The sequence below is a fragment of the Flavobacterium sp. DG1-102-2 genome (assembly GCF_033042555.1).
Taxonomy (GTDB): domain Bacteria; phylum Bacteroidota; class Bacteroidia; order Flavobacteriales; family Flavobacteriaceae; genus Flavobacterium.
In genome coordinates, this window is record NZ_JAWLIK010000014.1 from 1 (window position 1) to 24908 (window position 24908).

General features: G+C 39.6%; 23 protein-coding genes. 14 read left to right on the forward strand and 9 right to left on the reverse strand.

Going from position 1 to position 24908, the window contains the following annotated elements; all coding sequences use genetic code 11:
- Window positions 1–238 precede the first annotated feature (238 nt).
- The 3 genes from pyrF to R1T16_RS16565 are packed head-to-tail and all read left to right on the forward strand — an operon-like array spanning window position 239 to window position 2768.
- Window positions 239–1063 carry an orotidine-5'-phosphate decarboxylase gene (pyrF, locus tag R1T16_RS16555; protein ID WP_317502245.1) on the forward strand — a complete coding sequence of 275 codons (825 nt, stop codon included), beginning with the start codon at window positions 239–241 and terminating at the stop codon, window positions 1061–1063.
- Between the two features lie 30 nt (window positions 1064–1093).
- Window positions 1094–1981, forward strand: a complete 888-nt coding sequence (locus tag R1T16_RS16560) for a helical backbone metal receptor (protein WP_317502246.1) — start codon at window positions 1094–1096, stop codon at window positions 1979–1981.
- 55 nt (window positions 1982–2036) lie between these two features.
- A complete protein-coding gene (locus R1T16_RS16565; protein WP_317502247.1) occupies window positions 2037–2768 on the forward strand; it encodes a hypothetical protein in 732 nt (243 codons plus the stop codon).
- Here R1T16_RS16565 and R1T16_RS16570 read toward each other — a convergent pair whose 3' ends face one another.
- The 4 genes from R1T16_RS16570 to R1T16_RS16585 all read right to left on the reverse strand — a co-directional run bounded on the left by R1T16_RS16570 (window position 2769) and on the right by R1T16_RS16585 (window position 5479).
- Window positions 2769–3209 (reverse strand): thioredoxin family protein, encoded by a 441-nt coding sequence (locus R1T16_RS16570; RefSeq protein WP_317502248.1) that lies wholly within the window; start codon window positions 3207–3209, stop codon window positions 2769–2771.
- Window positions 3210–3335: 126 nt separating this feature from the next.
- Window positions 3336–3746, reverse strand: coding sequence for a hypothetical protein (locus R1T16_RS16575; RefSeq protein WP_317502249.1), 411 nt, complete (start codon window positions 3744–3746; stop codon window positions 3336–3338).
- A gap of 262 nt (window positions 3747–4008) precedes the next feature.
- Entirely contained in the window at window positions 4009–4725 is a 717-nt protein-coding gene (locus R1T16_RS16580; protein ID WP_317502250.1) for a DUF4197 domain-containing protein, read from the reverse strand.
- Between the two features lie 16 nt (window positions 4726–4741).
- On the reverse strand, window positions 4742–5479 hold the full coding sequence (locus R1T16_RS16585) for a DUF4197 domain-containing protein (RefSeq protein ID WP_317502251.1): 738 nt from the start codon (window positions 5477–5479) through the stop codon (window positions 4742–4744).
- 255 nt (window positions 5480–5734) lie between these two features.
- On the opposite strand from R1T16_RS16585, the gene R1T16_RS16590 reads away from it, so the two are divergent.
- Window positions 5735–7219, forward strand: a complete 1485-nt coding sequence (locus R1T16_RS16590; RefSeq protein WP_317502252.1) for a catalase — start codon at window positions 5735–5737, stop codon at window positions 7217–7219.
- Window positions 7220–7393: 174 nt separating this feature from the next.
- Entirely contained in the window at window positions 7394–7897 is a 504-nt protein-coding gene (locus R1T16_RS16595; RefSeq protein ID WP_317502253.1) for a hypothetical protein, read from the forward strand.
- Window positions 7898–7934: 37 nt separating this feature from the next.
- Here R1T16_RS16595 and R1T16_RS16600 read toward each other — a convergent pair whose 3' ends face one another.
- Together R1T16_RS16600 and R1T16_RS16605 are read right to left on the reverse strand one after the other, a co-directional pair.
- Entirely contained in the window at window positions 7935–8357 is a 423-nt protein-coding gene (locus R1T16_RS16600) for a hypothetical protein (protein WP_317502254.1), read from the reverse strand.
- Between the two features lie 42 nt (window positions 8358–8399).
- Window positions 8400–9293, reverse strand: coding sequence for an EamA family transporter (locus R1T16_RS16605; protein ID WP_317502255.1), 894 nt, complete (start codon window positions 9291–9293; stop codon window positions 8400–8402).
- Between the two features lie 214 nt (window positions 9294–9507).
- Between R1T16_RS16605 and R1T16_RS16610 the strand changes: the two genes are divergently transcribed.
- From R1T16_RS16610 to R1T16_RS16645, 8 genes are all read left to right on the forward strand, one after another.
- Window positions 9508–10155 carry a hypothetical protein gene (locus R1T16_RS16610; RefSeq protein ID WP_317502256.1) on the forward strand — a complete coding sequence of 216 codons (648 nt, stop codon included), beginning with the start codon at window positions 9508–9510 and terminating at the stop codon, window positions 10153–10155.
- Window positions 10156–10185: 30 nt separating this feature from the next.
- Complete coding sequence (locus R1T16_RS16615; RefSeq protein WP_317502257.1) at window positions 10186–10791, forward strand: hypothetical protein; 606 nt, start codon at window positions 10186–10188, stop codon at window positions 10789–10791.
- 353 nt (window positions 10792–11144) lie between these two features.
- On the forward strand, window positions 11145–14573 hold the full coding sequence (locus tag R1T16_RS16620) for a methylmalonyl-CoA mutase family protein (RefSeq protein WP_317502258.1): 3429 nt from the start codon (window positions 11145–11147) through the stop codon (window positions 14571–14573).
- A 108-nt stretch (window positions 14574–14681) separates the two neighbouring features.
- On the forward strand, window positions 14682–15302 hold the full coding sequence (locus tag R1T16_RS16625; RefSeq protein ID WP_317502259.1) for a hypothetical protein: 621 nt from the start codon (window positions 14682–14684) through the stop codon (window positions 15300–15302).
- Window positions 15303–15395: 93 nt separating this feature from the next.
- Window positions 15396–15899: a hypothetical protein gene (locus R1T16_RS16630; RefSeq protein WP_317502260.1), complete on the forward strand. Its 504-nt coding sequence runs from the start codon at window positions 15396–15398 to the stop codon at window positions 15897–15899.
- A gap of 453 nt (window positions 15900–16352) precedes the next feature.
- Window positions 16353–17228 carry a hypothetical protein gene (locus R1T16_RS16635; protein ID WP_317502261.1) on the forward strand — a complete coding sequence of 292 codons (876 nt, stop codon included), beginning with the start codon at window positions 16353–16355 and terminating at the stop codon, window positions 17226–17228.
- An 86-nt stretch (window positions 17229–17314) separates the two neighbouring features.
- On the forward strand, window positions 17315–18556 hold the full coding sequence (locus tag R1T16_RS16640) for a T9SS type A sorting domain-containing protein (RefSeq protein ID WP_317502262.1): 1242 nt from the start codon (window positions 17315–17317) through the stop codon (window positions 18554–18556).
- Between the two features lie 404 nt (window positions 18557–18960).
- Entirely contained in the window at window positions 18961–20721 is a 1761-nt protein-coding gene (locus R1T16_RS16645; protein ID WP_317502263.1) for a tetratricopeptide repeat protein, read from the forward strand.
- Here the strand turns inward: R1T16_RS16645 and R1T16_RS16650 are convergent.
- Window positions 20707–21273 carry a DUF1543 domain-containing protein gene (locus tag R1T16_RS16650; RefSeq protein ID WP_317502264.1) on the reverse strand — a complete coding sequence of 189 codons (567 nt, stop codon included), beginning with the start codon at window positions 21271–21273 and terminating at the stop codon, window positions 20707–20709. The genes R1T16_RS16645 and R1T16_RS16650 overlap by 15 nt on opposite strands.
- A gap of 114 nt (window positions 21274–21387) precedes the next feature.
- Here R1T16_RS16650 and R1T16_RS16655 point away from each other — a divergent pair, with 114 nt between their 5' ends.
- Window positions 21388–21909 (forward strand): hypothetical protein, encoded by a 522-nt coding sequence (locus tag R1T16_RS16655; RefSeq protein WP_317502265.1) that lies wholly within the window; start codon window positions 21388–21390, stop codon window positions 21907–21909.
- Between the two features lie 199 nt (window positions 21910–22108).
- On the opposite strand, the gene R1T16_RS16660 is transcribed toward R1T16_RS16655, so the two are convergent.
- The gene (locus R1T16_RS16660) at window positions 22109–24475 is read right to left on the reverse strand and encodes a glycosyltransferase (RefSeq protein WP_317502266.1); all 2367 of its coding nucleotides are present in this window, start codon (window positions 24473–24475) and stop codon (window positions 22109–22111) included.
- Window positions 24476–24636: 161 nt separating this feature from the next.
- The gene (locus tag R1T16_RS16665) at window positions 24637–24897 is read right to left on the reverse strand and encodes a hypothetical protein (RefSeq protein ID WP_317502267.1); all 261 of its coding nucleotides are present in this window, start codon (window positions 24895–24897) and stop codon (window positions 24637–24639) included.
- Window positions 24898–24908: the final 11 nt, after the last annotated feature.

The window sequence follows — 24908 nt, forward strand, 5'->3', positions numbered from 1 at the left end:
TAATTACTTTTACCCTAACATCATGTTTTTCCATATCGTTGACATTTATTAGTCAACTTTTTTCAGGACGAGACAAATCTTATTGAGTTGGAGTTATGTTATTCTGAACGTAGCAAAGCGGAGCTGAAGATCTCAAATCTGTGTTGCCACCTCACAGGCGCAGGGCCATATTGTCTTTTTCTATTCGCCAATACCAAAACAAAATCGTATTTTTGTACCCGAAATAAAAACAACTTTCATGACGACAGAACAGCTTTATGCCCAGATTCAAAAAAAGAAATCTTTTTTATGCATTGGTTTAGATGTAGATTTAAACAAGATACCTAAACACCTCCTTGCAACCGAAGACCCTATATTTGAATTTAATAAAGCTATTATAGATGCCACATACGACCTTGCCGTTTCATATAAGCCTAACACTGCTTTTTATGAAGCTTACGGACTAAAAGGCTGGATGTCGCTTGAAAAAACAATAAAATACCTTAACGAAAAACATCCCGACGTATTTACCATTGCCGATGCAAAGCGCGGCGATATAGGGAACACATCTACCATGTATGCTAAGGCTTTCCTGGAAGACCTGAATTTTGATTCGGTAACTGTTGCTCCGTATATGGGTAAAGACAGCGTAGAGCCTTTCCTTGCGTTTAAGGATAAGTTCACGATCCTTTTAGCCCTCACCTCAAACGAAGGTGCTTTTGATTTCCAGACTAAAACAGCTGATGGTGAAGAACTATATAAAATGGTTCTGAAAACGTCTAAAACATGGAAGAACAGCGAAAACCTGATGTATGTTGTTGGCGCTACAAAAGCTGAATATTTTGCAGGTATTCGCCAGATCATACCGGACAGTTTCCTGCTAGTACCGGGAGTAGGCGCACAAGGCGGCAGTCTTGAGGAAGTATGCAAATATGGTATGAACGACAGGGTAGGTTTACTTATCAACTCATCGAGGGGAATTATATATGCATCAAACGGGGAAGACTTTGCAGAAAAAGCAAGGGAAGAAGCGTTGAAGATGCAGCAGGAAATGGAGCAGCTGCTTAACCACAAAGCCCAATAAGAACGCACAAGATTCACAAAGCTTTGTGTCATGACGAAAAGCTTCGTGCTCTTTGTGGTAAAAAAAACAACATTGGAATCTAAAGCTAAGACTTTTACCGACCAGATAGGTAACACCATAACACTAACCGATACGCCAAAACGTATCGTATCGCTTGTTCCGTCGCAGACTGAATTGTTATTTGATCTGGGACTGGAAGACAAGATTGTGGGTATTACCAAATTTTGTGTGCACCCGTATCACCTAAAATCGACTAAAAAGATAATTGGAGGTACAAAAAAAGTGCATATAGAAAAAATACGCCTTTTACAGCCCGATATCATTATTGCCAATAAAGAAGAAAACACCCTCGAGATCGTTGAATCTTTGCGGGACGTTGCACCGGTTTGGGTTAGCGATATCGTTACGATTGAAGATAACAATGCAATGATAAAGCAGTTGGGGCAAATCTTCTCGGTACGTACTCAGGCACGCCAATGGATTGATAAAATAAACTATGGCCTTGCCGATTTTAAAAAGTTTATAGAAGACAAGCCAGTTAAGCGCGCTGCTTATTTTATATGGAAGAATCCGTATATGGTGGCGGGTAATGATACGTTTATTAATGAACTGCTTACGCTTAGTAAAATTCAGAATATTTACGAAAAGAATGAAGGCCGCTATCCTGAGGTTATCGTTCAGAAAATGAGGATACAGGGCGACCCGCAAATTGTTTTCCTTTCGTCTGAACCCTACCCGTTTAAAGATGAAGATGCTTTTGAGCTTGGCCGCCATACCCATCATGCACAAACTATTTTTGTGGATGGCGAAATGTTCTCATGGTATGGCACTAGGCTGGTAAAGGCTTTCCCGTACTTTAAGCAGATACGGGAGCGAATGGTTGATGACGATGATCATGACCATGGGCATCATCATTAGGCCTGTTTTTTGATATCCCGTCAAATAATCCTTAAATTTAAAAGTTACTATAGTTATGAAATACCTTTTTACTTTTTTATTCTTATCTGTTGTTTCGTTAACTTTTGGCCAGCAGGCTGCAATTGTGCCCGGCAACACTACCCTTCAGACGAAATATATAAAGGAAGATACCTACCAGATGAAATGGTATGTTATCAACGAGAATAAAAAGCACGAAGTAGCAAGGATAAATACAAAGATCCGCCCGGGCAAGACGAGGCTTTCAATCATATCAAGCGTAGACGTAAATAATGCCAAGACTACGTGGATAGATTCGACGGTCGTAACTATTAAAGGGCTTTCTCCGCTACGCCATTATTCTGATAATCTTGAGAGGAGTATCAGTCTTAAATTTGGAACCACAGAAGTTACAGGAAAATATAATGATAAACTGAAAAAGCAGCAGACTACAATAAATGCTCCGGTTAAAGGACAGTATTTTGACAGTAATTTTTATCCGTATTTAGTACGTTTGCTTCCTTTAGCAGAAGGCTACACCCAAAATATAGTTACCTACGACTACAGCCCAGCAAAACAAGGTCTTATCATGGCACAAATTAAAGAAGTAAAATCAGGCGTCTATAAAAATAAAAGTGGCAGCAATGCCGTATGGATTGTTACGTCGCTTGAAACCATAAAAGGACAGCCTGCACAGGTTAATTATTTTATAGACAAAGACGACAGAAGGATATGGAAACAGGAAATATTTGATGGCACGCAGCACACCCTTATTGAGCGTTCAGAATAATCACTTAGCCATTTTTTTGAAAAGCGTAACATATTCCCCGGCAGTTTCCAGATCTTCATAACCTGATTTAGAAAGTACTTTTCCGTTTTTATCGAGCATCACAAAGAAAGGGAAGAAACCGTCACGGTTGTATTTTTCGGCCAATATCATTTTCATGTCGTTTACATTCACAGGCTCAGGATTTCCTTTTTTCTGTAAAAAATCAGCGCGTAACAATACCCAGCTTTTATCGGCCGCAAGCTTAAACTCTTTGCTTGGCCACACTTCTTTATCCATATAGATGCAGGGAGTGCACCAGTCTGACCCTGAAAATACAAGGAGTATGTTCTTGTTTTCGGCCAAAGCTTTCTTTTTAGCAACGCCCAGATCCGTATTCCAGTCCTGTGCCATTGCCATTGTACTTACCATCATAAGGCATATTATAACTACGCTCTTTTTCACTTCTCCTGATTTTTGGCAAAAATAGAAAACTAATAGTTTTCGCAATGTAATGCGGTCTTAATTTTCTATTAAAGTACAAAAAAACCGCTGACGAAAAGTCAGCGGTCATTGAAATATTCTAATTGTTTACCGTCTTCCAAAAAGCATAAACCTCCAGTCTTTGTAGTGTGACAAAAGTATCAAAACTGTAGCTGCCAAGGGGATGCCTGTTTCAATAAGTTCATCAGGCCTATTGTCTATAAGCAGGTGAAACAGAAATATAGTGCCTATGACAGGCATAATCAATATAGTTCCAAGCAGCCTTGTACGCGGAAAAACAAGCAGCAATCCTGCGAGCACTTCAAAGAAGCCAACGATCTTTGTAAATCCCGAACCGCACAATGCAGTCATAAGGTTCATGTAGTCCTGGGGTAATGTACTGTCTGGCCCATATACTTTACAGGGGGATAGGAAATGTTTGTCTACGCCTTTGTAGGCAAAAAACACACCTAATGCAGCACCTAAAAGTGCCATAAGTATAGGTAATAGTGGTTTCATAATGTATAATATTGGTTTCGGTAAATGGTAAAATACTTAATTAAATGTTAAATATAGAGATTATTTAGAATTCGTCTCAATTATTTTGTAGATATTTTCGTGATAAAAAATAAAAATGCCGGTAGTTGTCTACCGGCATTCTTGTAACTAACCCTAACCAAATGTGAGAAAACCATTTATTTGCATTGCAAATTACTTAAATTAATTTGGCAACAATGTTAAGGATATGTTATTTGTATCTGTCTGATAACTAATTTTTTATCTATTTACTGTCTTGTGCTGAAAACACTTTTTTTAACAAAGTGCTGGTTCTGGCGTTAACGTTAGTCCTTATGTCTTTTTCCTCTACGGCTATCATTTTATAAACGCCGTCAAGGGCTTCATTAGTAACATAGTCGGTAAGGTCAGGGTTTACTTTGTTTACCAGCGGCACCTGGTTGTATCGCGTAATAATGTTTTTCCAAACTTTATCGGCACCTACTTTACTGAAAGATGACTTTATAACCGGATTAAATTTTGCATAAAGCTGCGTTGTAGTTTTTGTTCGTAGGTAAGAAGTCGCAGCTTCATCGTTGCCCATCAAAATGTTTCGGACATCGGTAAACGTAATTTCTTTAACTGCGGTTACAAAAATTGGCGTAGCTTCTTTTACGGCATCTTCGGCAGCGCGGTTCATCATCTTAAGGCCCTCGTCGGCAAGGCTGCCAAGACCAATATCACGTAATGTCTTATCTACCTTTTGCAGCTCGGCAGGCAAAAGTATCTTAACCAGCTGATTTTTATAGAAACCATCGGTCTGGGTAAGTTTTGTAACCTGCGTGTCTATCCCTTTATCAAGTGCTTCACGAAGTCCGGCGGCAATATCGGCAGTAGTCAATATGTTTCCCGCCTGCGGAATTTGCGAGGCAACCTGCTGTAATTCGGCACAGCCTGAAAGCGTCAGGCAAAGCGCTGTAAGAGGGATGAGTATTTTTTTCATAGTTGCTGCTTAGGAGTTATTTCTTGTCCTGTAAAGCAAATACTTTTTTCAATATATCTGAAGTACGCGATGATAAATTTGTCCTAATATTTTTCTCTTCCACCGATATCATTTTGAACACGCCATCCATGGCTTTATTGGTTACATAGTCGGTAAGGTCAGGGTTTACTTTTGTAATTAGCGGAATGCTGTTATACTTTGTAATGATCTTTTCCCAAACCACATCTGCGCCTACATTACTAAGCGAAGTTGTTACTACAGGGCTGAATTTTGAATACAGTGGTTTGCTCGTTGAGGTTTGCAGGTAGGTAGTAGCCGAATTGTCTGCACCCATCAGTATGTTTTTAGCATCGGTAATGGTCATGCTTGTAATGGCATTTACAAATATTGGTGTAGCTTCTTTAACAGCATCTTCGGCGGCACGGTTAAGCACTTTAATACCTTCATCTGCCATGCTTGAAAGCCCTATCTGGCGAAGTTTCTTATCTACCTTTTGCAGTTCTTCCGGCAGGAGGATCTTTACCGCTTCATTTTTATAGAATCCTTCTTCGGCAGTAAGCTTGGTTACCTGTTTTGTAACGCCTTCTTTAAGCGCAGCCTTAAGTCCGCTGCCAATATCAGCATTACTTAATGAACCTGTGCCGGTTTTGCTTTCTACAGTACTTTTTGCTTTATCTAAAAGGCCTTTTAATTGTGCATTTGCTCGCGCAGGCACAAGCGCTGCAATTAACAGGGAGAACAGAAGTTTTTTCATAGTGTGAGTGAATTTTTTCAAAAGTAAACAAAAACTGTTCCTTTTTACAGCAAACGCTGGATGTTAGATAAAATTACGGGATATCGTTAAAGAAAAAATAAATCATTATCTTTAATAGGTTGATTTTATTTAATTTGAAAATCAGGCATTTTTTTAGCGTGCTTATCCTGATATAAATAAAATCAATTGCCCCAGGGGGAAATGCGTTTTATTGACAGCTAAATTTGTAAACAGAATCAGTAAAATCAAAATAATATGTCACACAACAAACTAACTACAGCATCTGGCAAGCCGTTTGCCGAAAATGAAAATTCGCAGACAGTAGGCCCCAGAGGTCCTGTTTTATTGCAGGATTTTATCCTTCACGAAAAAATGGCCCACTTTAACCGTGAGCGAATTCCTGAACGCGTAGTGCACGCAAAAGGCTCGGCAGCCTTTGGAACATTTACCGTAACACATGATATCACTAAATATACTAAAGCAAAAATATTCTCTGAAGTAGGCAAGCAAACCGATATGGTTATCCGTTTCTCGACTGTAGGAGGTGAGAAAGGATCGGCTGATACGGAAAGGGACCCGCGCGGTTTTGCCATGAAGTTTTATACCGAAGACGGCAACTGGGACCTTGTAGGTAACAACACGCCGGTTTTTTTTATTAAGGATGCCAAAAAATTTGGCGATTTTATACATACCCAGAAACGCGATCCGCAGACGAATCTTAAGTCGCCTACCATGATGTGGGACTTCTGGTCGCTAAACCCGGAAAGCCTTCACCAGGTACTTATATTGATGAGCGACAGGGGAACGCCCCACGGCTACCGCCACATGCACGGTTTCGGAAGCCATACCTTCTCATTTATCAATGCACAGAACAAACGTTTTTATGTGAAATTCCATTTCCTAACGCAACAGGGCATCAAAAACTTTACCGATGCCGAAGCTGCCGAAATGAAATCGAAAGACCTTGACTTTGCACAGCGTGACCTTTTTGAAAACATTAAAGAAGGAAACTTCCCAAAATGGGATATGAAGATACAGATCATGACCGAAGAGGAGTCGAGATCATACCATATCAATCCGTTTGACCTGACTAAGGTTTGGCCCCATGGCGATTATCCATTAATCGATGTTGGTTTCTTTGAGCTTAACCGTAACCCTGATAACTATTTTGCACAGGTAGAGCAGGCAGCCTTTGCCCCGGCGCACGTGGTAGACGGCATAGGCTACAGCCCGGATAAAATGCTTCAGGGCCGACTATTGTCTTATCCCGATGCACACCGTTATCGCCTTGGCGCTAACTATGAGCAGATTCCTGTAAATCGCTGCCCGTTCATGGTAAACAATTACCAGCGTGACGGCCAGATGCGTGTTGATGGCAATGGCGGAAGCAACCCTAATTACTTCCCTAATAGTTTTGACAACATTGTTGTTGACGAAAGCTATAAAGAACCGGCATGGGAACTGGAAAGCAGCCGCGCCGACTGGTACGACCGCAATGCAGAGGGAGAGAATGATCACTATACACAACCGGGTAACTTATTCCGTTTGATGGATGAGCAGGCAAAGAAAAACACGATAAGTAACATTGTTGGCGCCATGAGCGGTATTGAAGGCCCTATGCGCGACAAGATCGTGAACCTGCAATTGTGCCACTGGTTCAGGGCAGATATTAACCTTGGCATGGGCATCGCACAGGGACTTGGGGTTAACATTGACCCATCTATGTTCAATAAACATTAATATCCCCAAAACTATTATATTTTTACTTCCCTTCCGGATTTGTTTTCGGGAGGGTTTTTTGTTTTGCTGTTATTGGTAAAAATGGGAAAATAAAGTTTATAGTTATTCATATTTGCCGATAGAGATTGTTTTTATTCAAGATTATTAGGTATATTTCAGCATATAGTTATTTATATGAAAATAATCCTGGAACGTAACCTTGATTTTAATCAGTTTAAAAATATATTCATTTTAGATTTTCTGAGCCTAGCATTTTTTGTAGTGCTTTTTAAATTAGAGGCTACACTTGTTTTGCAGATAATTGCAGTAGCAATAATTCTTTTACTGACATCTTTATTATTCATCAGGAAGGGAATAATTGTTAAGAATGAAAGTCTTTTTATTGGTTACTTTTTATTTGGATTACAAATAATTAAAAAAGAGGTCTATCCCGACGGAATGAATATCATTACGCAGTTAGTCTATCAAAAATCAACAAATTATAACTACGGTACAAAATGGGAACCTTGTTTTGATTTTAAAACACCATCATTTGAATTGTATTTCGTAAATGAAAAGCACACTACTAAAAAAAAGATTTTAGGCCTTACTAACGAGGAGAATTCTGAAAAGACAATTAACTTTATATTACTCAATTCAATGTTTCAGTTCCAAAAGTATAGTCCTGATTTTTACTAGGATGCGACTGTACTGTTCACGCCAATTCAGTGCGACACTAATTTTTGATTGATCGTTCTTCCAAATCAGTACTTCCTATCCACTCACCAACCTCCCTCTGTATGTACAGTAATGCGCCATCTATTTTTCTTATGTATACAAAATATTGAACCAATTCTTCTTGATTGCCAATTTTCTCATACTTGATCATTTTGACTTTCCAAATGTCATTTTTATTGACTAATGTGGCCGTAACGGAATTATAAATTTGAAAGTCGATGTTTTGTTTGTAATAATAGGTGCTTAAAAATGTAAGTCCCAGCTTTATTGCATTTTCGGAATTATTTAGAAAAGGATAGGAAATTAAACTCTGCTTTTTATATGGAGCAGAATAAATAATTTTAACAGGATGTTCATATGCAGTTTTACTTTTGCATCCGCATAAAACTGTTATTAATATTAGCATCGCTAAATTTTTCATCTTGTATTCATTACACTATTCTCATATCAGCTAAAATAAGAATTATTCCCCTCTCTTCATCTTCAAATAACTTCCAATATTAAATATCACTATGGATACCACTATTAAAGAATACGAAACTATCTGCTCTAAAGATATATCTTCTTTATAGTAAAATATCGCCAGCATAAAAGCAAACAGTGGGTTGAGGTATATTAGTATCCCCACTGTAGATGAGTTTATGCCTTTCATTGCAAACAGGTTCAGGAACATAGGGATTATGGTAAATAACACCGCAATAAGCAGGATATACAGATAAAAAGACATTTCTACCGGAGGTGCTGCACTATAAACAGGGTAGAATGGCAGCAGTAGAAGCGCGACAACGGCTATTTGCAGTGTGAGGAGTATAAACCTGTCGGGCATCGTGATGCGCTTTTGCAGTACAAGGTACAGCGCATAAGTAGCAGCGACTAAAATACTGAACATAGCATCGTTAAGATTGTTGTAAGCGAGTATGGAGCAGCTTGTAACGCTTATTAAAACCGCAAACCATTGCAGCCGGGTTAGCTTTTCCTTTAGTATTAAAAAGGCAAAAACTGTGGTTAGTATAGGGCATACAAGGTATGCAAACGATGCTGCCTTAACGCTTATGTGGTTCATTACAAAAATGAACATTCCCCAATTACCTATCAGTAAGACAGAACTTCCGGCGATTAGCAGCCATTGATTACGCCTTTCCGTAGGTGTAAGTGTTTTAAGGTAGGTGCGGGTTTCTTTTATCTTATCTCTTCTTATGGCTGCGTTGATTACCAACATTAAAGCGATACAGGTAAAAACGCGGTAAAAAAGAATGTCCAGGGATGGATAGTCGTGCAGCGGTTTTAGTCCGAAACTAAAAAAGCCCCAGATGATAAAAGCGGTTACTGCGGCAAGGTAGTATTTTGGGAATTTCATTATGTGGAAATTTGATGCAAAAGTAATGAATTGCTCTAATGATTGGCTCGTGTTTTGATGTATTTATTATGGATGGAAATTGATAGCATTTTTTATGCAATTAATAAATGAACGTCAATTAAATTACGAATGTGGGAAAACCGAATATTTGTGATTTAATTACGTATTTACAGGAGTATTTATCACTAAATTAGCGTCTTGCACCATACAGAAAATGAATATTATTGAGCTTGAATTACTGAGTGATGACCTTATTGCCACCGAAAAATTTTACAAAAAGGTTTTGGGGCTTAACCCTTCTTTTGTGGAAAAGGAAGCCCTTTTCTTTGAGGTGGGCTACACAAAGCTGATCTTTAAAAAATCGGACAATCAAAAACCCGTTTATCATTTTGCCATAGACCTCCCCAATAACCGCTTCTTTGATGCCCACTATTTCATCAAGGCTAACACAACTCTCATAAAAGTTGAAGACGATGAGATTGCCAATTTTGTGAATTGGGATGCCAAGTCATTTTATTTTTATGACAATAATGGTAACATAGTAGAATGCATAACGCGCTATCCGCAGCGGCCATACGATGAAGCAGCTTTTAGCAGTAAGTCTTACATATCGGTTAGCGAAGTAGGCCTTGTAACCAATAACGTAAAAGAACTTGCCGATACCCTTGCCAGGGAAGAGGGCGTGCCTATTTTTAAACGCCAGCCGCGAACAGATACGTTTACGGTTTCGGGAGATGATGAGGGTTTATTTATTATTGCGCTCAAGGGGCGAGACTGGTACCCTACAACTTTAAAAGCGCAATCTTTTCGTACGCGTGTGCTCTTTATGCAGAATGGCGAACTGGAGCATATTGTAAGATAAATTTGTAAATTTGCTTTTTTTATGTAACAAATGACAGCAGAAAAACTAACAACTATTGCTTATCAATATTTTCCAAAAGGGATTGATAATCGTGCCGAACACGACAGATACGTGACTTCAGCGGAATTCAAAAACTTATCTAACCATTGTATTACTATTTTTAACAAAGAGCAAAATGGTGATTTTGATAATTTTTATGACCGGATCAGGTTATTAGATACTTCGAAGAATTTTCATAACGCTGCGCTTTTTCACTGGAATGACAGATGTTATAATGTACAGCTTGCAGAATTGATTGGCGATAAACATTATTCAGTTTGCTTAAATGTAAGTGTTATCGTTCCGTTCTATTTAGTTTACGTTTTAGAAACCACTTTGACAGATACAACAAATGAACCCGGAAGTTTTGGAATCCCGCGGTTTACAAAACCTGTAATAAATACTGAAAAAGCGAGCGATTATAAAATGCTGATGCAACAAATGGCATCCGTGGCAGAAAGCTATTTTAACGTAAAACCATTTCCTGAAGAATTACTGAATGACGTTATTTCTGATTTGACATTAGAGGACATAAAATTGGGGGCGCTTACTTTTTTCAATGCATTTTTTCTTGATAAATATGAGATACGGATATGAAATACCTTTTTATGCTTTAATAATATTTGCATTAGGATTAACTTTTTATGGGGTTCTAAACGAAAAAGAAATTTTTGTTTTTGATGTTTACCATTCGTATTATGTGGTTAGTTATAAGTTTTTAGGGTTATTTATTTTTGCAATTTCTATCTTTATTGGATTAGTATCTTTTTTGTTAAGACGAATTAAAACAAAGTATGATAGAAATTAAGATAGTGTTTTTCTATCGGATTTAAATTTAATCTGTAAGGTAGTTCTTTAAAGCGTTACTATAACGTTTTTTAAAGCCTGTTTTGCTTTGAAATTTTCAATAAATACGTAAATTGCGAGCTTAAAATTGAAGATTATTCATAATGGAACAAGCACAACCTTATATTCCTAAACATAAAGTAAGAATTGTAACTGCTGCATCCCTGTTTGACGGGCATGATGCTGCAATCAACATAATGCGCCGTATCATTCAGGCTACAGGTGTTGAGGTGATACACCTTGGGCACGACCGCAGTGTGGAAGAAGTGGTAAACACTGCCATTCAAGAAGATGCCAATGCTATTGCAATGACATCTTACCAGGGCGGGCACAACGAATATTTTAAATACATGTACGACCTCCTTAAAGAAAAAGGAGCAGGACATATTAAGATCTTTGGCGGTGGCGGAGGGGTTATCCTTCCGGAGGAAATAAAGGACCTGCATGAATACGGCATTACGCGTATTTATGCTCCAGATGATGGGCGTGAGCTTGGCCTTCAGGGTATGATAAACGATTTGGTGCAGAAATCAGATTATGCTATTGGCGATGTGCTTAACGGTGAGATAAACCATCTGGCAGAAAAGAACCCTACGGCTATTGCAAGGGTTATATCTTCGGCAGAGAACTTTCCTGAGATTGCAAAAGAAACACTGGATAAAATCCACGAACAAAATAAAACGACTAACATTCCTGTACTTGGAATTACCGGTACGGGTGGTGCAGGTAAATCGTCTCTTGTAGATGAGTTGGTACGCCGTTTCCTTATCGATTTCCCGGAGAAAACAATAGGGCTTATTTCGGTAGATCCATCAAAACGTAAAACAGGCGGTGCACTTTTGGGCGACCGTATCCGTATGAATGCCATCAACAACCCGAGGGTTTATATGCGTTCATTGGCTACGAGGCAGTCTAACCTTGCGCTTTCTAAATATGTTGCCGAAGCCATTCAGGTTATCAAGGCAGCAAACTACGACCTTATCATTCTTGAAACTTCAGGTATCGGGCAGTCTGATACCGAGATCATGGAACACTCTGATGTTTCATTGTATGTAATGACACCTGAGTTTGGTGCTGCTACTCAGCTGGAAAAAATCGACATGCTTGATTTTGCCGATCTGGTAGCCATCAATAAATTTGACAAACGCGGTTCGCTTGATGCACTTCGCGATGTTAAGAAACAATACCAGCGCAACCACAACCTGTGGGATGCCAATCCTGATGACCTTCCTGTATTTGGTACGATAGCCTCTCAGTTTAACGACCCGGGCATGAATACCCTTTACAAAAAGATAATGGACAGGGTAGAGGAAAAGACTCAATCAGGCTTAAAATCTACGTTTGAGATTACCCGCGAAATGAGCGAGAAGATATTTGTTATCCCTCCGCACAGAACGCGTTACCTTAGCGAAATTGCAGAGAACAACCGAAAGTATGATGAGGTTGCCCTTAGCCAGCAGGATGTTGCCCAAAAGCTATACGGAATATTCAAAACCGTAGAAACTGTTGCAGGTAAAGTTCCGGCTATTGATAAGGCGGGTATTGTTGAGTCTTCTGTTGAAGTGAAAGAAGAGGACAAACAACTGTTCATGTCGCTGCTTCTTAAGGAGTTTGACCGTGTAAAAATGAACCTTGATCCATACAACTGGGAAATTATCCTTACCTGGGATGATAAGGTAAATAAATATAAGAATCCTGTTTATTCGTTTAAAGTAAGGGATAAAGAGATAAAGATTCAAACGCATACCGAATCGCTTTCGCATTCGCAGATACCAAAGGTGGCCCTGCCTAAATACCAGGCTTGGGGCGATATCCTTAGATGGTGCCTTCAGGAGAATGTACCGGGAGAATTCCCTTTCACATCAGGATTGTATCCGTTTAAGCGTGAAGGCGAAGACCCGTCGAGGATGTTTGCCGGAGAAGGTGGACCGGAGCGTACAAACAAACGTTTCCATTATGTGAGTGACGGATTGCCTGCAAAACGTCTTTCTACAGCGTTTGATAGTGTTACCCTTTATGGTAATGACCCAGATCTGCGTCCGGATATTTACGGAAAAATCGGTAATGCCGGGGTATCTATCTGCTGTTTAGATGACGCCAAAAAATTGTACTCGGGCTTTAACCTTGCCCACCCGATGACGTCGGTAAGTATGACGATAAACGGGCCTGCGCCAATGCTGCTGGGCTTCTTCATGAATGCGGCAATCGATCAGCAGTGTGAGATCTACATCAAAGAAAACGGACTTGAAAAAGAAGTTGACAAAAAGATAAACGATATATTCAAGGCTAAAGGGGTAGAGCGTCCGCGTTACAACGGCGACCTGCCAAAAGGCAACGATGGCCTAGGGCTTATGCTGCTTGGCGTAACCGGCGACCAGGTACTTGATGCCGAAGTATATCAGGATATAAAAGTGCGCACACTTTCTCAGGTGCGTGGTACCGTCCAGGCAGACATCTTAAAAGAAGACCAGGCACAAAATACCTGTATCTTCTCTACAGAATTTGCTTTGCGACTGATGGGAGACGTTCAGGAGTATTTCATCAACAGGAATGTAAGGAATTTCTATTCGGTTTCCATATCGGGCTACCATATTGCTGAGGCGGGTGCCAACCCAATAACTCAGCTTGCCTTTACGCTGGCTAACGGTTTCACGTATGTAGAATACTACCTGAGCCGTGGCATGAATATTAACGATTTTGGTCCTAACCTGTCATTCTTCTTTAGTAATGGTATAGATCCTGAGTATGCGGTTATTGGCCGTGTGGCACGTAAGATATGGGCGAAAGCACTTAAGAATAAATACGGTGCTAACGAGCGTGCACAAATGCTAAAGTACCACATCCAGACATCTGGCCGTTCGCTTCATGCACAGGAAATTGACTTTAACGACATACGAACTACGCTTCAGGCGCTGTATGCAATCTATGATAATTGTAACTCACTGCACACCAATGCTTATGACGAGGCAATCACTACGCCAACGGAAGAAAGCGTTCGCCGTGCAATGGCTATTCAGCTTATCATCAACAAAGAGCTTGGACTGGCTAAGAACGAAAACCCTATACAGGGATCGTTCATTATTGAGGAGCTTACCGATCTTGTTGAAGATGCAGTACTGGCCGAATTTGACCGTATTACAGAGCGTGGCGGTGTGCTTGGCGCAATGGAGACCATGTACCAGCGTTCTAAAATCCAGGAAGAGAGCCTTTACTACGAAACGCTTAAACACACGGGCGAGTTTCCAATTATTGGGGTAAATACGTTCTTAAGCTCAAAAGGGTCGCCTACGGTGGTTCCTGCTGAGGTTATCCGTGCTACCGAAGAAGAGAAGATGTTCCAGATCAAAACGCTTGAAACGCTTCACAAAGCAAATGACCAGCAAGTAAAAGACAGCCTGGCTGTTATTCAGGAAGCTGCCATAACCAATAAAAACATATTTGAAGAGCTTATGGAAGCTTCTAAAGTGTGTTCCCTTGGCCAGATTACAGCTGCCCTTTTTGAAGTGGGCGGACAGTACCGACGTAATATGTAAATCATTTAATGATTTAAAAATTAAAATATTTAGAGATTAAGCCTCCGCGAAAGCGGAGGTTTTTTTGTAAGATAAATTTTGTATTTTGCGATGTAAACGAATACTGTAATGAAATCTATTATCTTCTGTTTTATTTTTCTTTTTACCCTTACTGTTTCGGCTCAAATTGTCAGCAAAGATTCTGTTTATCATCTCAAAGAAGTTGCCATTAGCAAAAAGCAAAAGAAGGCAAAAACGGTTACAATAAAAACTAAAGGAGAAGAGATGGGAGGCGATATTCGCCCTGGACAATCTATCATGAACCGTTTTGATGTGCCGGACGGCGAATTGAAAACCGTTACCATGTATTTTAACTCAGGTTTGCTCAATATCGTAAAAGGGCCTTTGAATATTGAATATCAGGACACCGAATTTACGCTGCTCATCTATGATGTGGACGACAAGGGTAAACCGGGAAAATCATTGATTGAAGAGGTAAAGTTTATCGTGAAAAAGAAACAAAGGGGTGCGCTTGATATCGATGTTAGCGCTTTGCACCTCAATGTTTCAGGTAAACTTTGCATAGGCCTGAAACGCGAAGACAAAAAAAGTAAAAAAGAGCCGATAGCCTTAAAAATAGAGATAAATAAAAATGCTGCCGTTTTTTCCAGAGGATCAGATACTATGGGCTGGGGCAGTGGTGGCGATCATTGGGTAAAAATGAAGCTCAAGATAGCTGTTCCAAAATAAAATTTGGTTTGTAATAACCCAGCTATCATCTGTACTATAATCTTAGCATTTAAATAATTGTATTGTTTACTTTACAGTACCAATCAACAGGATATGAAAAAGATAGATGTTACTCAGGAAAATTACAGGGTGCTTACCGCGCTTGAAAAGGATGTGCAGTTAGGCAGGATTATTTATACCAAATGGTATTCTAACAGTAAATCAGAAATCACCGTAGGAAACAAGGAACTTTACACGATGGTCCCTAAAGGGTTCTGGCAATCGAAATTAGAGATACTTCACGGCGATGTTGTAGTGCTTAAAACCGAAACAAAATTTTCAGGCTACACCATGAGCAGGCCGATAGACCCTGACCGTCCTTACAAGATTAAGCACAAGGGCTTTTTTAAGAATGGCTACATAGTGGTAAATTATAAGGATGAGGTTCTGCTGGAGATTTCTCCCAATTTCAGCTGGAGAAAAATGTATCCCGGTTATACGATTGCGTGCGCCGACACCTTTGGCAATGATGATTTTGAAAAACTTCTCATAATGCTTTCTGTACATTACTGCAGGAATATGCAAAACGCAGCGGCAGCTTCAGCGACAAATGGCTGATACCGTTTTGGAAATAAAAATTAGCCGTTATACTTATGCATTGTTGTAATACGATAACGGCTATTTGTATAAAAAAAACAACTTTAAAAAAGCTGCCCCAGTATATAATACAGTATGACAAATACTATAATTGTGCCTACGCAGCCAAAGCCCATTTTTTTTGCGCCCCAGCCTGCTAATATTGTTTTGAAGAATCCGTTCATGGTGTGTTTGTTTTTAGTGTTTGATTAAAGGTAGAAACATTAAAATTTGAAACGAAGTCCTTTAACTTTTGCTAAAGAATTTGTGATCTCTATGTTATGTGAGATTTTATGCTGAGACTCCCCACCGTGTCAAACAATAAAAGCCATCATTCCAATGGCTTATTTACTGTAGTTTTTTAAGCATTAACCGATTATTCTTTGATATATAATTTTTTTGAACGTATTTAGTAGCGTAAAATCCCCCCAGATTATGAAATTAAAACTACTTATTGCATTTTTTGCAGTTGCGCTTGCATCATGTTCTCATGACAGCAGGAACTTTAACCCTATTGACGAAGACCCGGATAACGGAAATACAAACGGCGATGCAATGAACCGTATCGTGCAGACCGATTTTAACGAAGACGGATCTGTAAAAGTAACTACACGTACTGAGTTTGATGAAAATAATAAGGCGCTGCATATTTTTGAACATGATGCATCCGGCGCATTAACCTCGACTACAGATTATACCTATAATAAAGACGGACAGGTAGAAACCATGGCGTATTTTACGGCTGCGGGTGGAGACCTTCCGGTAAATACATACTCAATTACGTATGATGGAAGTGGAAAGATTGCTAACCTTAGTGAAACAACCGCATCAGTAAATTCATCTACAGATTTTGTTTATAATCCTGACAATACCATTACCGCTGCTAAAACAATTAGCGGAGGCACACTAGAGGTTACAAAATATTTTTTGAGTTCTGCAGGGCTTGTATACAAGAAAACAAGTACCAGTAGCAATGAAGAAATTATTTACAATGGCGAAAATATCCAGACCTATACTACTGCTACTGTTACCTCTACTTACACTTATGATGCTGAACATGAACTAAAAGGGCAGCAGCAGGCTGTAGCAGCTAACCAGTTTAAGGGCAATATGGTAAACACAATTATTGTAAATGGTTTTCAGTCTATAGCGTTAGGAAAGACTAAATATGTATTGCAAAAATTGGATGACAACGGAGATAGATATGATTACACCTATCAGTTTGATGATAATGGCTATCCTGTTAAGGTGCGTTGCTTTAAGAACCAGTCGGCAACCCCATTTTTTATAAGGGAAGTGTCGTATAAATAAGATTGAGCCATCGTTGAGATGGCTTTTTTGTTTAGCTTATGCTAAAGGCTTATGAAAAATCTACAGCTATTGCTATCTTGCTGCTTATGAGTAAACAGGTTTACATATCAATCCTATTTTTTTTAGTAACCGGGTATGTGCATTCGCAGGTGAAAGGATGTACTGATCCGTTGAGCAAAAATTACAACCCGATGGCGACTGTTAACGATGGCAGCTGCGAATATAAATCGGCTTCAGTGAGTGCAGTCTCCTCAGTAAACCTGCCCGAAAAAGTTCTTGAAACCTCAGGGCTTATCATGTGGAATGATGCCTTATACACTCAAAACGACAATACCGATAATAGTCTATATGCTTTAAACCCATCTACAGGATCGATAACCGGTACATTTTCTTTAACCGGTACTACAAATCAGGATTGGGAAGAGATAGCCCAGGATAATGATTACCTCTACATAGGCGACTTTGGCAATAATGTGACCGGCAACAGGAATAACCTTACCATACTTAAAGTAAACAAGTCATCGTTAACGGCAGGGACTCCGCTTATTGAAACCATTGCATTCAATTATTCTAACCAAACCGATTTTTCGGCGCTCGGTAATAACGAAACCAATTTTGATTGTGAGGCCATGGTTGTATCGCAAGACAGCATTTACCTGTTTACAAAACAATGGTCTGCCAAGAAAACAAGTCTGTATAAGCTGCCCAAAACGGCAGGCAGTCATATAGCACAGCTAAAAGCTACGCTGGATGTAAGCGGACTTATAACCGGTGCTGCCTATCTTGAAGACAAAAGACTTATAGTACTGAGCGGATACAACGGTTTGGTACAGCCTTTCGTTTATTTGCTTTATGATTTTAACGGGCATAATTTTTTCTCTGGAAATAAACGAAAGATAACGCTTAGCGGTATGTCGTTTCATCAGGTAGAGGGTATTGCTACTTTAAACGGGCTTGATTACTATGTGTCTAACGAATTGTTTAGCCAGCAGCCATTTGTAAGTGTGGGGCAAAAGCTCAGCAGGTTAAACCTCACTGAATTTTTAGGCGATTACCTTGAAAATCTTTCGCTTGGTAAAATGCAGAATAGCCTCAGGTCTACTCTGCGTATTTATCCTAATCCGTCAAGAGATGTTGTTTTTATAGAGAATAATATCGCATTAAACGGCTATCATTACGTGCTAATAGATGCAAATGGCAGGGAAGTACTTAGGGGGACTTTACAGGGAACAATATCACGCGTGGATGTACATAAGCTGAGCGCCGGATTATATACCATAAGAATTAATGAATATCCTGAATACAGTTACAGGTTAATTAAACAATAGATATCTATATTGTATATAAATTAGGATTACTTCACTTGCTAAGACCGAATTATTCCTACAAAAATTTTAAACTTCAGTCTTTCGTTTTGGGCAATAATATAATTAATGCAAAATTAAAGATGAATTTTTTGAACTGCCATATAACGACTTAAGTTGTTTTTCGTCGATTTAAAAACGCAATTTTAATATTTTGGTTTAAAAACCAGGTAAAAATACGGGTATAAGAATTTGCTTATAACCATCGTTTTGTTGCTGAATAAGCAGAATATCTTACAAATAAATGCTTAAAAAAAGTATAATATCTGTTTTTAGTAATATTTAGCTAAATTTATTAGTGGATTAACATTTTATTTACTTTGTGATTGTTTTTTCATATTTTTGTTAGTGCCCCTAAAACTCAATTAATGAAAAAATACTTACTTTTTTTCGTGCTATTTTGCTGTAGCTTCTGTTTTGCACAGAAGTCGGCAGCTGACCTCCAACAGGAGGCCTCGCAGGAAATCGCTGCGGGTAACTATTCATTTGCAATTGGGTTGCTAAAAGAGAGTGCAGCTGCTGCACGCGAAAGCAAAGACAACAGGGCTTTAGGTAAATCCCTTACGGCTTTAGGCGATGCCTACTCAAAAATAGGCAGTAATGCAGAAGCATTAAAAAACTATCAGCTTGCACTGCCGGAACTCAAAAAAATACACGACAATCTTGGCGTAGCCAATGTTTCTAAGGAATTAGGGAGATTATACGGCCACCTGAATAAATATGAGCTTGCTTTAAAATACTACACCGAAGCAGCAGCCATAGGTAAACAGCTAAATAACGAAATCCTTACTGCCGACTGCCTTAGCGGCGCAGGTCCTATGTATGAGGAAATGCACCAGATAGAGAAAGCACTGGAAGTATACAGCCAGGCACTTGCCATTTACAGGGCAAGGGGCATGGAGATACTTGCGGGCGAAACGCTTAGCAGCATGGGTAACGCCTATAAGAAACATGGCGATTACCCGCAGGCAATATTGAACTATAAAGAAGCTCTTGGTTACTTTAATAGCGCTAACGACCACAAAAAGGTTGCCGATGTACTGAGCAGCCTGGGCAGCGTTCAGGTGCTTATGGAAGACCACAATGAGTCGCTTAGGTTATATGAGCAGGCGTATCTTGATGCAGTAGCTATTCAATATGATAAGGTTATTGTAGAGGCAAGCCTTGGCATGGCTAATGCTTACGAAAATTTAAGGCAGTATCCTGAGTCTGTGCGTTATCATAAGATATACGAGCAAAAAAGCGAGATATACAATAAAAAACTCCAGACAGAAGAATTTGCCAAATACAAAGAGAGAATGGGCAAAGGCAAAACTGTTACTGTGACAACTACAGGAAGCGATACGGCATCATCTACACCATTCATGAAAGACAAATATGCTCTTTTTGGAATAGGTGCTGTAGGTGTACTTTTGCTTATGCTTGTGGCAGGGTTTTTCTGGAGAAGGAGCCTGCTTAAGAAAAATCAGGAAGATACCATGTTTAGCGAAGCCGAAGGGCAGGAGCGCCTAAGGATGGTGCAAAACATACACCAGGACCTTGATACAAAACTGGAGGAGATAAATTCATTAAGTGAATCTATCATGGAAAGGGCAAATGGTATGCCTACCATTAAAATTCAGGGTGAGGCAATGCAGGAAACCACTAAAAAGATCGAAGAGAACATCCGCGACCTTGTGTGGCTGCTTACGCCAAAAACAACCACGCTTACAAACTATTCAGGCAGTATAAAAGAGTACGTTCTTGACTACTTTAGCGACAGCCCTATTGAAGTGCTTGTTTCTGAACCGGAAGGAATGTCAAGCACAATAATTACAAAAGAAAGCCAGCTTGGACTATTGTCTGTAATTAAGGAAACACTTGTATTTATTAAAGAAGATCCTCAGGCATCTAAAGTGTTCTTTGGTATTACGTACAGCGGTACGCGTTTAATGGTGTCTATTAAAGACAACGGACGCGGCAACGATATTACTGATGCCGACAAAAAACGCCTTGACGGACACCTTAGCCCAACGGGCGGTATAATGAGAATGGACTGCGACCCGGGATGGGGAACTACAGTTAAGATCATTATACCGGTAGATAAATCTACAAAGCGTAAGCCTGCGGGAGCCCTAAACTTTTTTTAATTTAGTATAGCCTATGTGCAGTACGTCTTCAATTCCTTCATCGGTCTTGGAGATTTTTATGCTATACAGCGATTTCAAATGCGGGGCAAGAACATCCTGTACCTTATGCATATCGTCTACATCAAGTGCATATTTTTCGTCAATGTGAGATTCGGCGCCTTTGCCTTTAAAGGTATATTGCTGATAAAAAGCCGATTTCTTAGACTCCTTAATTGCCTCAGACATTTTTTTAGCTACGACCAGCGTTTTGTAATGGTACTCTTCAAACTCGCCGGGGCGGTAACCGCCAAGGTTAAGCAGGAACAGGTGATGCTCCGGTACGACGGCTTCTTCTTTGGGAACGATAGTAATATCATAACCATCTATGCAGGTTACTTCGCGCCACGCGTCTATGTGGAGGCCTCCGCTATCAGGCCAGAAGTCGTACATATCATTTGCCATTGACTGTAGCGATGTACCAATCCCAAAAAATATATCATGCTGTTCGGTTAATCTGCCTTTTGGTGTACAGCCCAGCAGAACCATGTATAGTTTTAAATTGTTGTTTGCCATGGTACAAAGGTATTTAAAACTTTTTTTAGTAATTTTTTATCAGTTTAAATTTTTGGTTCAGTTTTTGGAATACTATCTTTAAATCTTTATCAACAACTAACACATTTTTAAAACATGAAAAAAATATTTTTACTTCTAAGCATTGTGAGTGTATTTGGCCTGACGGGCTGTAGCAACGACGATGATGTTGTAGTTTCGGGAGATGGCGATACTTATCCTGAAGTATTTGATACTGCAGCGATCAATTTTACACCGGATGAGAATGGACGATATTCTGCATTGGTTCCTTTAGATCCCGCAATTCTAAGCAGCGACGTTGTACTGGTTTACAGAAGGGTAGTAGATGACGGGTTTACGGTGTGGCAGCCAATACCAGATACTGTTTATCTGCCTAATGGAACAGAACCCGATTTAGAGATTGACTATAAATTCAATTTTACTACAACAGATGTTTTACTTTACATGCAGTCAACGTTCGCGTTATCAACAGTTCCCCAGTATACAAATGGACAGGTTTTCAGAATAGTGCTTGTTCCGGGCTATATAGCTCAGAATTTAGATAATACAAACTATGATACTGTAATGAGTGCCGTGAAAGAAGCAAACGGTTCAGTAGAAATACAGACTATTAAATAATAGTCCTTTTTCGGTCACTTCACTATATATAGATTACTAAACTCTCTGCTTGTGCAGGGAGTTTTTTTATGCACATAATTCAGAGCTATACTATTTCTTTTTCAGGGATTCTATCGATTTACCATCATGCATAAAACCCAAAAAGGCTTCCTGTTACGGAAGCCTTTTCTGTCTTGGGGACACAGCTAAGGTGTGGCTATTATATATCTGAAGTGCGCAGGGCGGCAACTTTTGCTGCTCTCTGCTTCCTTCTAAAGTAAATCATATCGGCATTGCCAAAGTATTTTGTAATGGTAAGCCTTGCCATAAGATAGCTTACTGTACTTTCGGCACCCTGGTTAAGGTTTACGTTGTATTCTTCAAGTCCGTCAAAGCATCCTCCTGTGCACGGATTGTAAACAATCTGCTGTAAGTGGTTATTACCCAGGAACCAGTTGAATGCCATTTCCATTTTAGCAAGGTATTCTTCATCCTTGAATATGTCATGGAACTTGCGTAATGCTAAGATTGTATAAGCAACGTCAATTGGCTGTTCGCCATATTGCTCTCTTTTTCCGCCTTTTTGCAGCCAGCTCCTGTTAGATATTATCTTAATAGAGTGGTCATCAAATGTCTGCGAAAGCAAAAAGTCAAACGATTCTTTTGCTATGTCTTTGTATACTGCATCATTAGTGATGGTGTAGCATAGTAATAACGCCTCAGGTAATACACTATTAGCATAGGTTAGATAGCCTTCAAACCATTTCCAGTCGGCATCAGCCTCGTGGCGGTACATTTGCACAAGCCTGTCGGCAAATAATTTTATGTAAATAAGGGTATCGGCGTCTTTAATCCTGCGGTTGTAATAGTACAGGCCTTTAATTACAAAAGCCATTGCTCTTGTAGAATAGATGTTCTTGGTAAGCGATAGTGTTTTTTGGAACAACGTTGCAGCCTGTGCCGACATTTCAATCGGCAGTATGTTGCCTAAAGAAACGATATATCCTAATGCCCACATAGCGCGACCTGAACTGTCTTCAAGGTTTTCGTTATTATTTTGGGCAGTAATCTTTTTATTTACATCTACATAGTTTATGAATCGGCCATCTTCAAACTGGCAGAATTGAATATAATCAAGGTAAATCTGAATGTATTTAAGTACCGATGGATCTTTATAGCGTTTGTAGTGCTGACCCATAGCGATCATAGCCCTTGCATTATCGTCTATAGTATATCCTGAGTTTACATCGGGCCTGTTCAGCTGGCTAAATTGCAGCATACCAAAATCGGTAGTCATGGCCTTGATGTGGTCAAGGTTTACTTCAGGGTTACGGTATTGCAGTTTTATGCCTCCGGCAGTTTTTGCCAAAAGCTTAGCATGGTTCACCGCAGAGTTTTCCCATGTAGTATGGATTATCTTGTGCAGGCCGTTAAGCACCATAGTATTCCTTAATTCAGGATTGAATAACAGGGTGTTGATTGCTTCTGCAAGTTCGTCGTGGTTTCCAAAGTCAAACGTAATACCTGTTTCTCCTGCCAGTACCTCTTTTGCATGAGGTATTGGGGTAGAGATGATAGGGCATCCGCAGCTAAGGGCATACGAGAAAGTTCCACTTACTGCCTGGTTAGGGTCTTTTGAAGTAAACAGGTAGATATCGGTAAGCTGAAGGTATTCCAAAAGCTCATTAAGGTCTACATATTTATTTATGAATTTTACATTTTCTTCGATACCCAGTTCGGCAATCTTTGCAATAAGGGAATCGCGGTATACCTCGCCCTCATTAAGCGCAACGGTAGGGTGTGTCTTGCCTATGATAAGGAAAAGGACATCTGGTGTTTTGTCTACAACATGAGGCAGTGCCTCAAGAGTAGTCTCTATACTTTTACCGGCACTCAGCAAACCAAATGTAGAAAGTATGGTCCTGTTCTGGAATCCGTACTTGCGTTTTAGTTCATCTTTGTCGGTATGGGCAACAAGGTGGGTGCCGTGAGGGATCATTGTGATTTTTTCGCGGTCTACTATATAGTCGCGTACCAGTATGTCGGCAGCGTTGTTTGTCATTACAATAAGAGAATCGGCACGGTTAAGTATGTGCTGAACATTAGCCCTTAACTCATCGTTAGGGCCGGGAAGTACCGTATGGAAGACCACGGCAAGCGGTTTCCTTACATCGTCTATAAAAGTATTAAAGTTGGCAACGCTCTCGTGAACCAGTCCAAATTCATGCTGTATAAGCACAATCTTCAGGTTCTCATCTTCATTGATTGCATTTGCAAGGTCGGTATACGACTGCGGATCAGATACATTCAGTACATATTTTACTGATGGGTCTGTATAGGTATGTCTTTCGTGCTGGTTTTCAAGGGCACAAATCTTAATGGAGAAAGAATCTACATAATGATCGTTAAGCGCCTTGATAAGGTCCTGCGAATAAGTGGCAATACCGCACTGTCTTGGCGGAAAAGTAGTTACAACTAAAATTTCCGGTAGTACTGTATTTTCGGCATCGATAGCCTGTGCTGCCAGCTGCTCGATCAGGCTGTTGTAAGGTTGGAATTTATGTCCTGCATTTTTTCTCGTTTTCATGGCGCATTAAAGGGTATTAGTAGTTTTTAGTCTTCATTAAATTGTTTTACAGATGTAAAAAGTGAAAAAACCGGCTACATTATATAAGAATATAAATACTAACCGGTTTTTAATCTTAAAAGACAAGCTGTTAAGATTAGCTGGTTGATTTTGGTTTTATGTTATGCGTTGACTTTGTTAACCCAGTCGGTAGCCCTGTCTTTAGCTGAGTTTACAGCATCTTTAAGATCTTCGGCACCATTTTTAAGTTCTCTCTTTGCCTTACGCTCAAGTTCATTAAGCTTTCCTTTAAAATGATCACGTGTTGCGGTGATATCCTGTTCGTAGTTTTTCTTAGCTCTTCTTCTTGCAATTACTACTGCTGCTCCTGCAAGTACTGCAGCTCCGGCAGCAATTCCAAGTATAAGTTTCTTGTTTCTCATGATTATTACGT

What these genes read in the sequence shown, in the direction of transcription:
- R1T16_RS16645 (WP_317502263.1), top strand. Translation starts at nt 18,961, where the DNA reads ATGAAAAAATACTTACTTTTTTTCGTGCTATTTTGCTGTAGCTTCTGT.
- R1T16_RS16580 (WP_317502250.1), bottom strand. Translation starts at nt 4,725, where the DNA reads ATGAAAAAAATACTCATCCCTCTTACAGCGCTTTGCCTGACGCTTTCA.
- R1T16_RS16605 (WP_317502255.1), bottom strand. Translation starts at nt 9,293, where the DNA reads ATGAAATTCCCAAAATACTACCTTGCCGCAGTAACCGCTTTTATCATC.
- R1T16_RS16595 (WP_317502253.1), top strand. Translation starts at nt 7,394, where the DNA reads ATGAAAATAATCCTGGAACGTAACCTTGATTTTAATCAGTTTAAAAAT.
- R1T16_RS16565 (WP_317502247.1), top strand. Translation starts at nt 2,037, where the DNA reads ATGAAATACCTTTTTACTTTTTTATTCTTATCTGTTGTTTCGTTAACT.
- R1T16_RS16620 (WP_317502258.1), top strand. Translation starts at nt 11,145, where the DNA reads ATGGAACAAGCACAACCTTATATTCCTAAACATAAAGTAAGAATTGTA.
- R1T16_RS16640 (WP_317502262.1), top strand. Translation starts at nt 17,315, where the DNA reads ATGAGTAAACAGGTTTACATATCAATCCTATTTTTTTTAGTAACCGGG.
- R1T16_RS16635 (WP_317502261.1), top strand. Translation starts at nt 16,353, where the DNA reads ATGAAATTAAAACTACTTATTGCATTTTTTGCAGTTGCGCTTGCATCA.
- R1T16_RS16615 (WP_317502257.1), top strand. Translation starts at nt 10,186, where the DNA reads ATGACAGCAGAAAAACTAACAACTATTGCTTATCAATATTTTCCAAAA.
- R1T16_RS16590 (WP_317502252.1), top strand. Translation starts at nt 5,735, where the DNA reads ATGTCACACAACAAACTAACTACAGCATCTGGCAAGCCGTTTGCCGAA.
- R1T16_RS16610 (WP_317502256.1), top strand. Translation starts at nt 9,508, where the DNA reads ATGAATATTATTGAGCTTGAATTACTGAGTGATGACCTTATTGCCACC.
- R1T16_RS16655 (WP_317502265.1), top strand. Translation starts at nt 21,388, where the DNA reads ATGAAAAAAATATTTTTACTTCTAAGCATTGTGAGTGTATTTGGCCTG.
- R1T16_RS16600 (WP_317502254.1), bottom strand. Translation starts at nt 8,357, where the DNA reads ATGAAAAATTTAGCGATGCTAATATTAATAACAGTTTTATGCGGATGC.
- R1T16_RS16585 (WP_317502251.1), bottom strand. Translation starts at nt 5,479, where the DNA reads ATGAAAAAACTTCTGTTCTCCCTGTTAATTGCAGCGCTTGTGCCTGCG.
- R1T16_RS16630 (WP_317502260.1), top strand. Translation starts at nt 15,396, where the DNA reads ATGAAAAAGATAGATGTTACTCAGGAAAATTACAGGGTGCTTACCGCG.
- R1T16_RS16665 (WP_317502267.1), bottom strand. Translation starts at nt 24,897, where the DNA reads ATGAGAAACAAGAAACTTATACTTGGAATTGCTGCCGGAGCTGCAGTA.
- R1T16_RS16625 (WP_317502259.1), top strand. Translation starts at nt 14,682, where the DNA reads ATGAAATCTATTATCTTCTGTTTTATTTTTCTTTTTACCCTTACTGTT.
- R1T16_RS16560 (WP_317502246.1), top strand. Translation starts at nt 1,094, where the DNA reads ATGACGAAAAGCTTCGTGCTCTTTGTGGTAAAAAAAACAACATTGGAA.
- R1T16_RS16575 (WP_317502249.1), bottom strand. Translation starts at nt 3,746, where the DNA reads ATGAAACCACTATTACCTATACTTATGGCACTTTTAGGTGCTGCATTA.
- pyrF (WP_317502245.1), top strand. Translation starts at nt 239, where the DNA reads ATGACGACAGAACAGCTTTATGCCCAGATTCAAAAAAAGAAATCTTTT.
- R1T16_RS16650 (WP_317502264.1), bottom strand. Translation starts at nt 21,273, where the DNA reads ATGGCAAACAACAATTTAAAACTATACATGGTTCTGCTGGGCTGTACA.
- R1T16_RS16660 (WP_317502266.1), bottom strand. Translation starts at nt 24,475, where the DNA reads ATGAAAACGAGAAAAAATGCAGGACATAAATTCCAACCTTACAACAGC.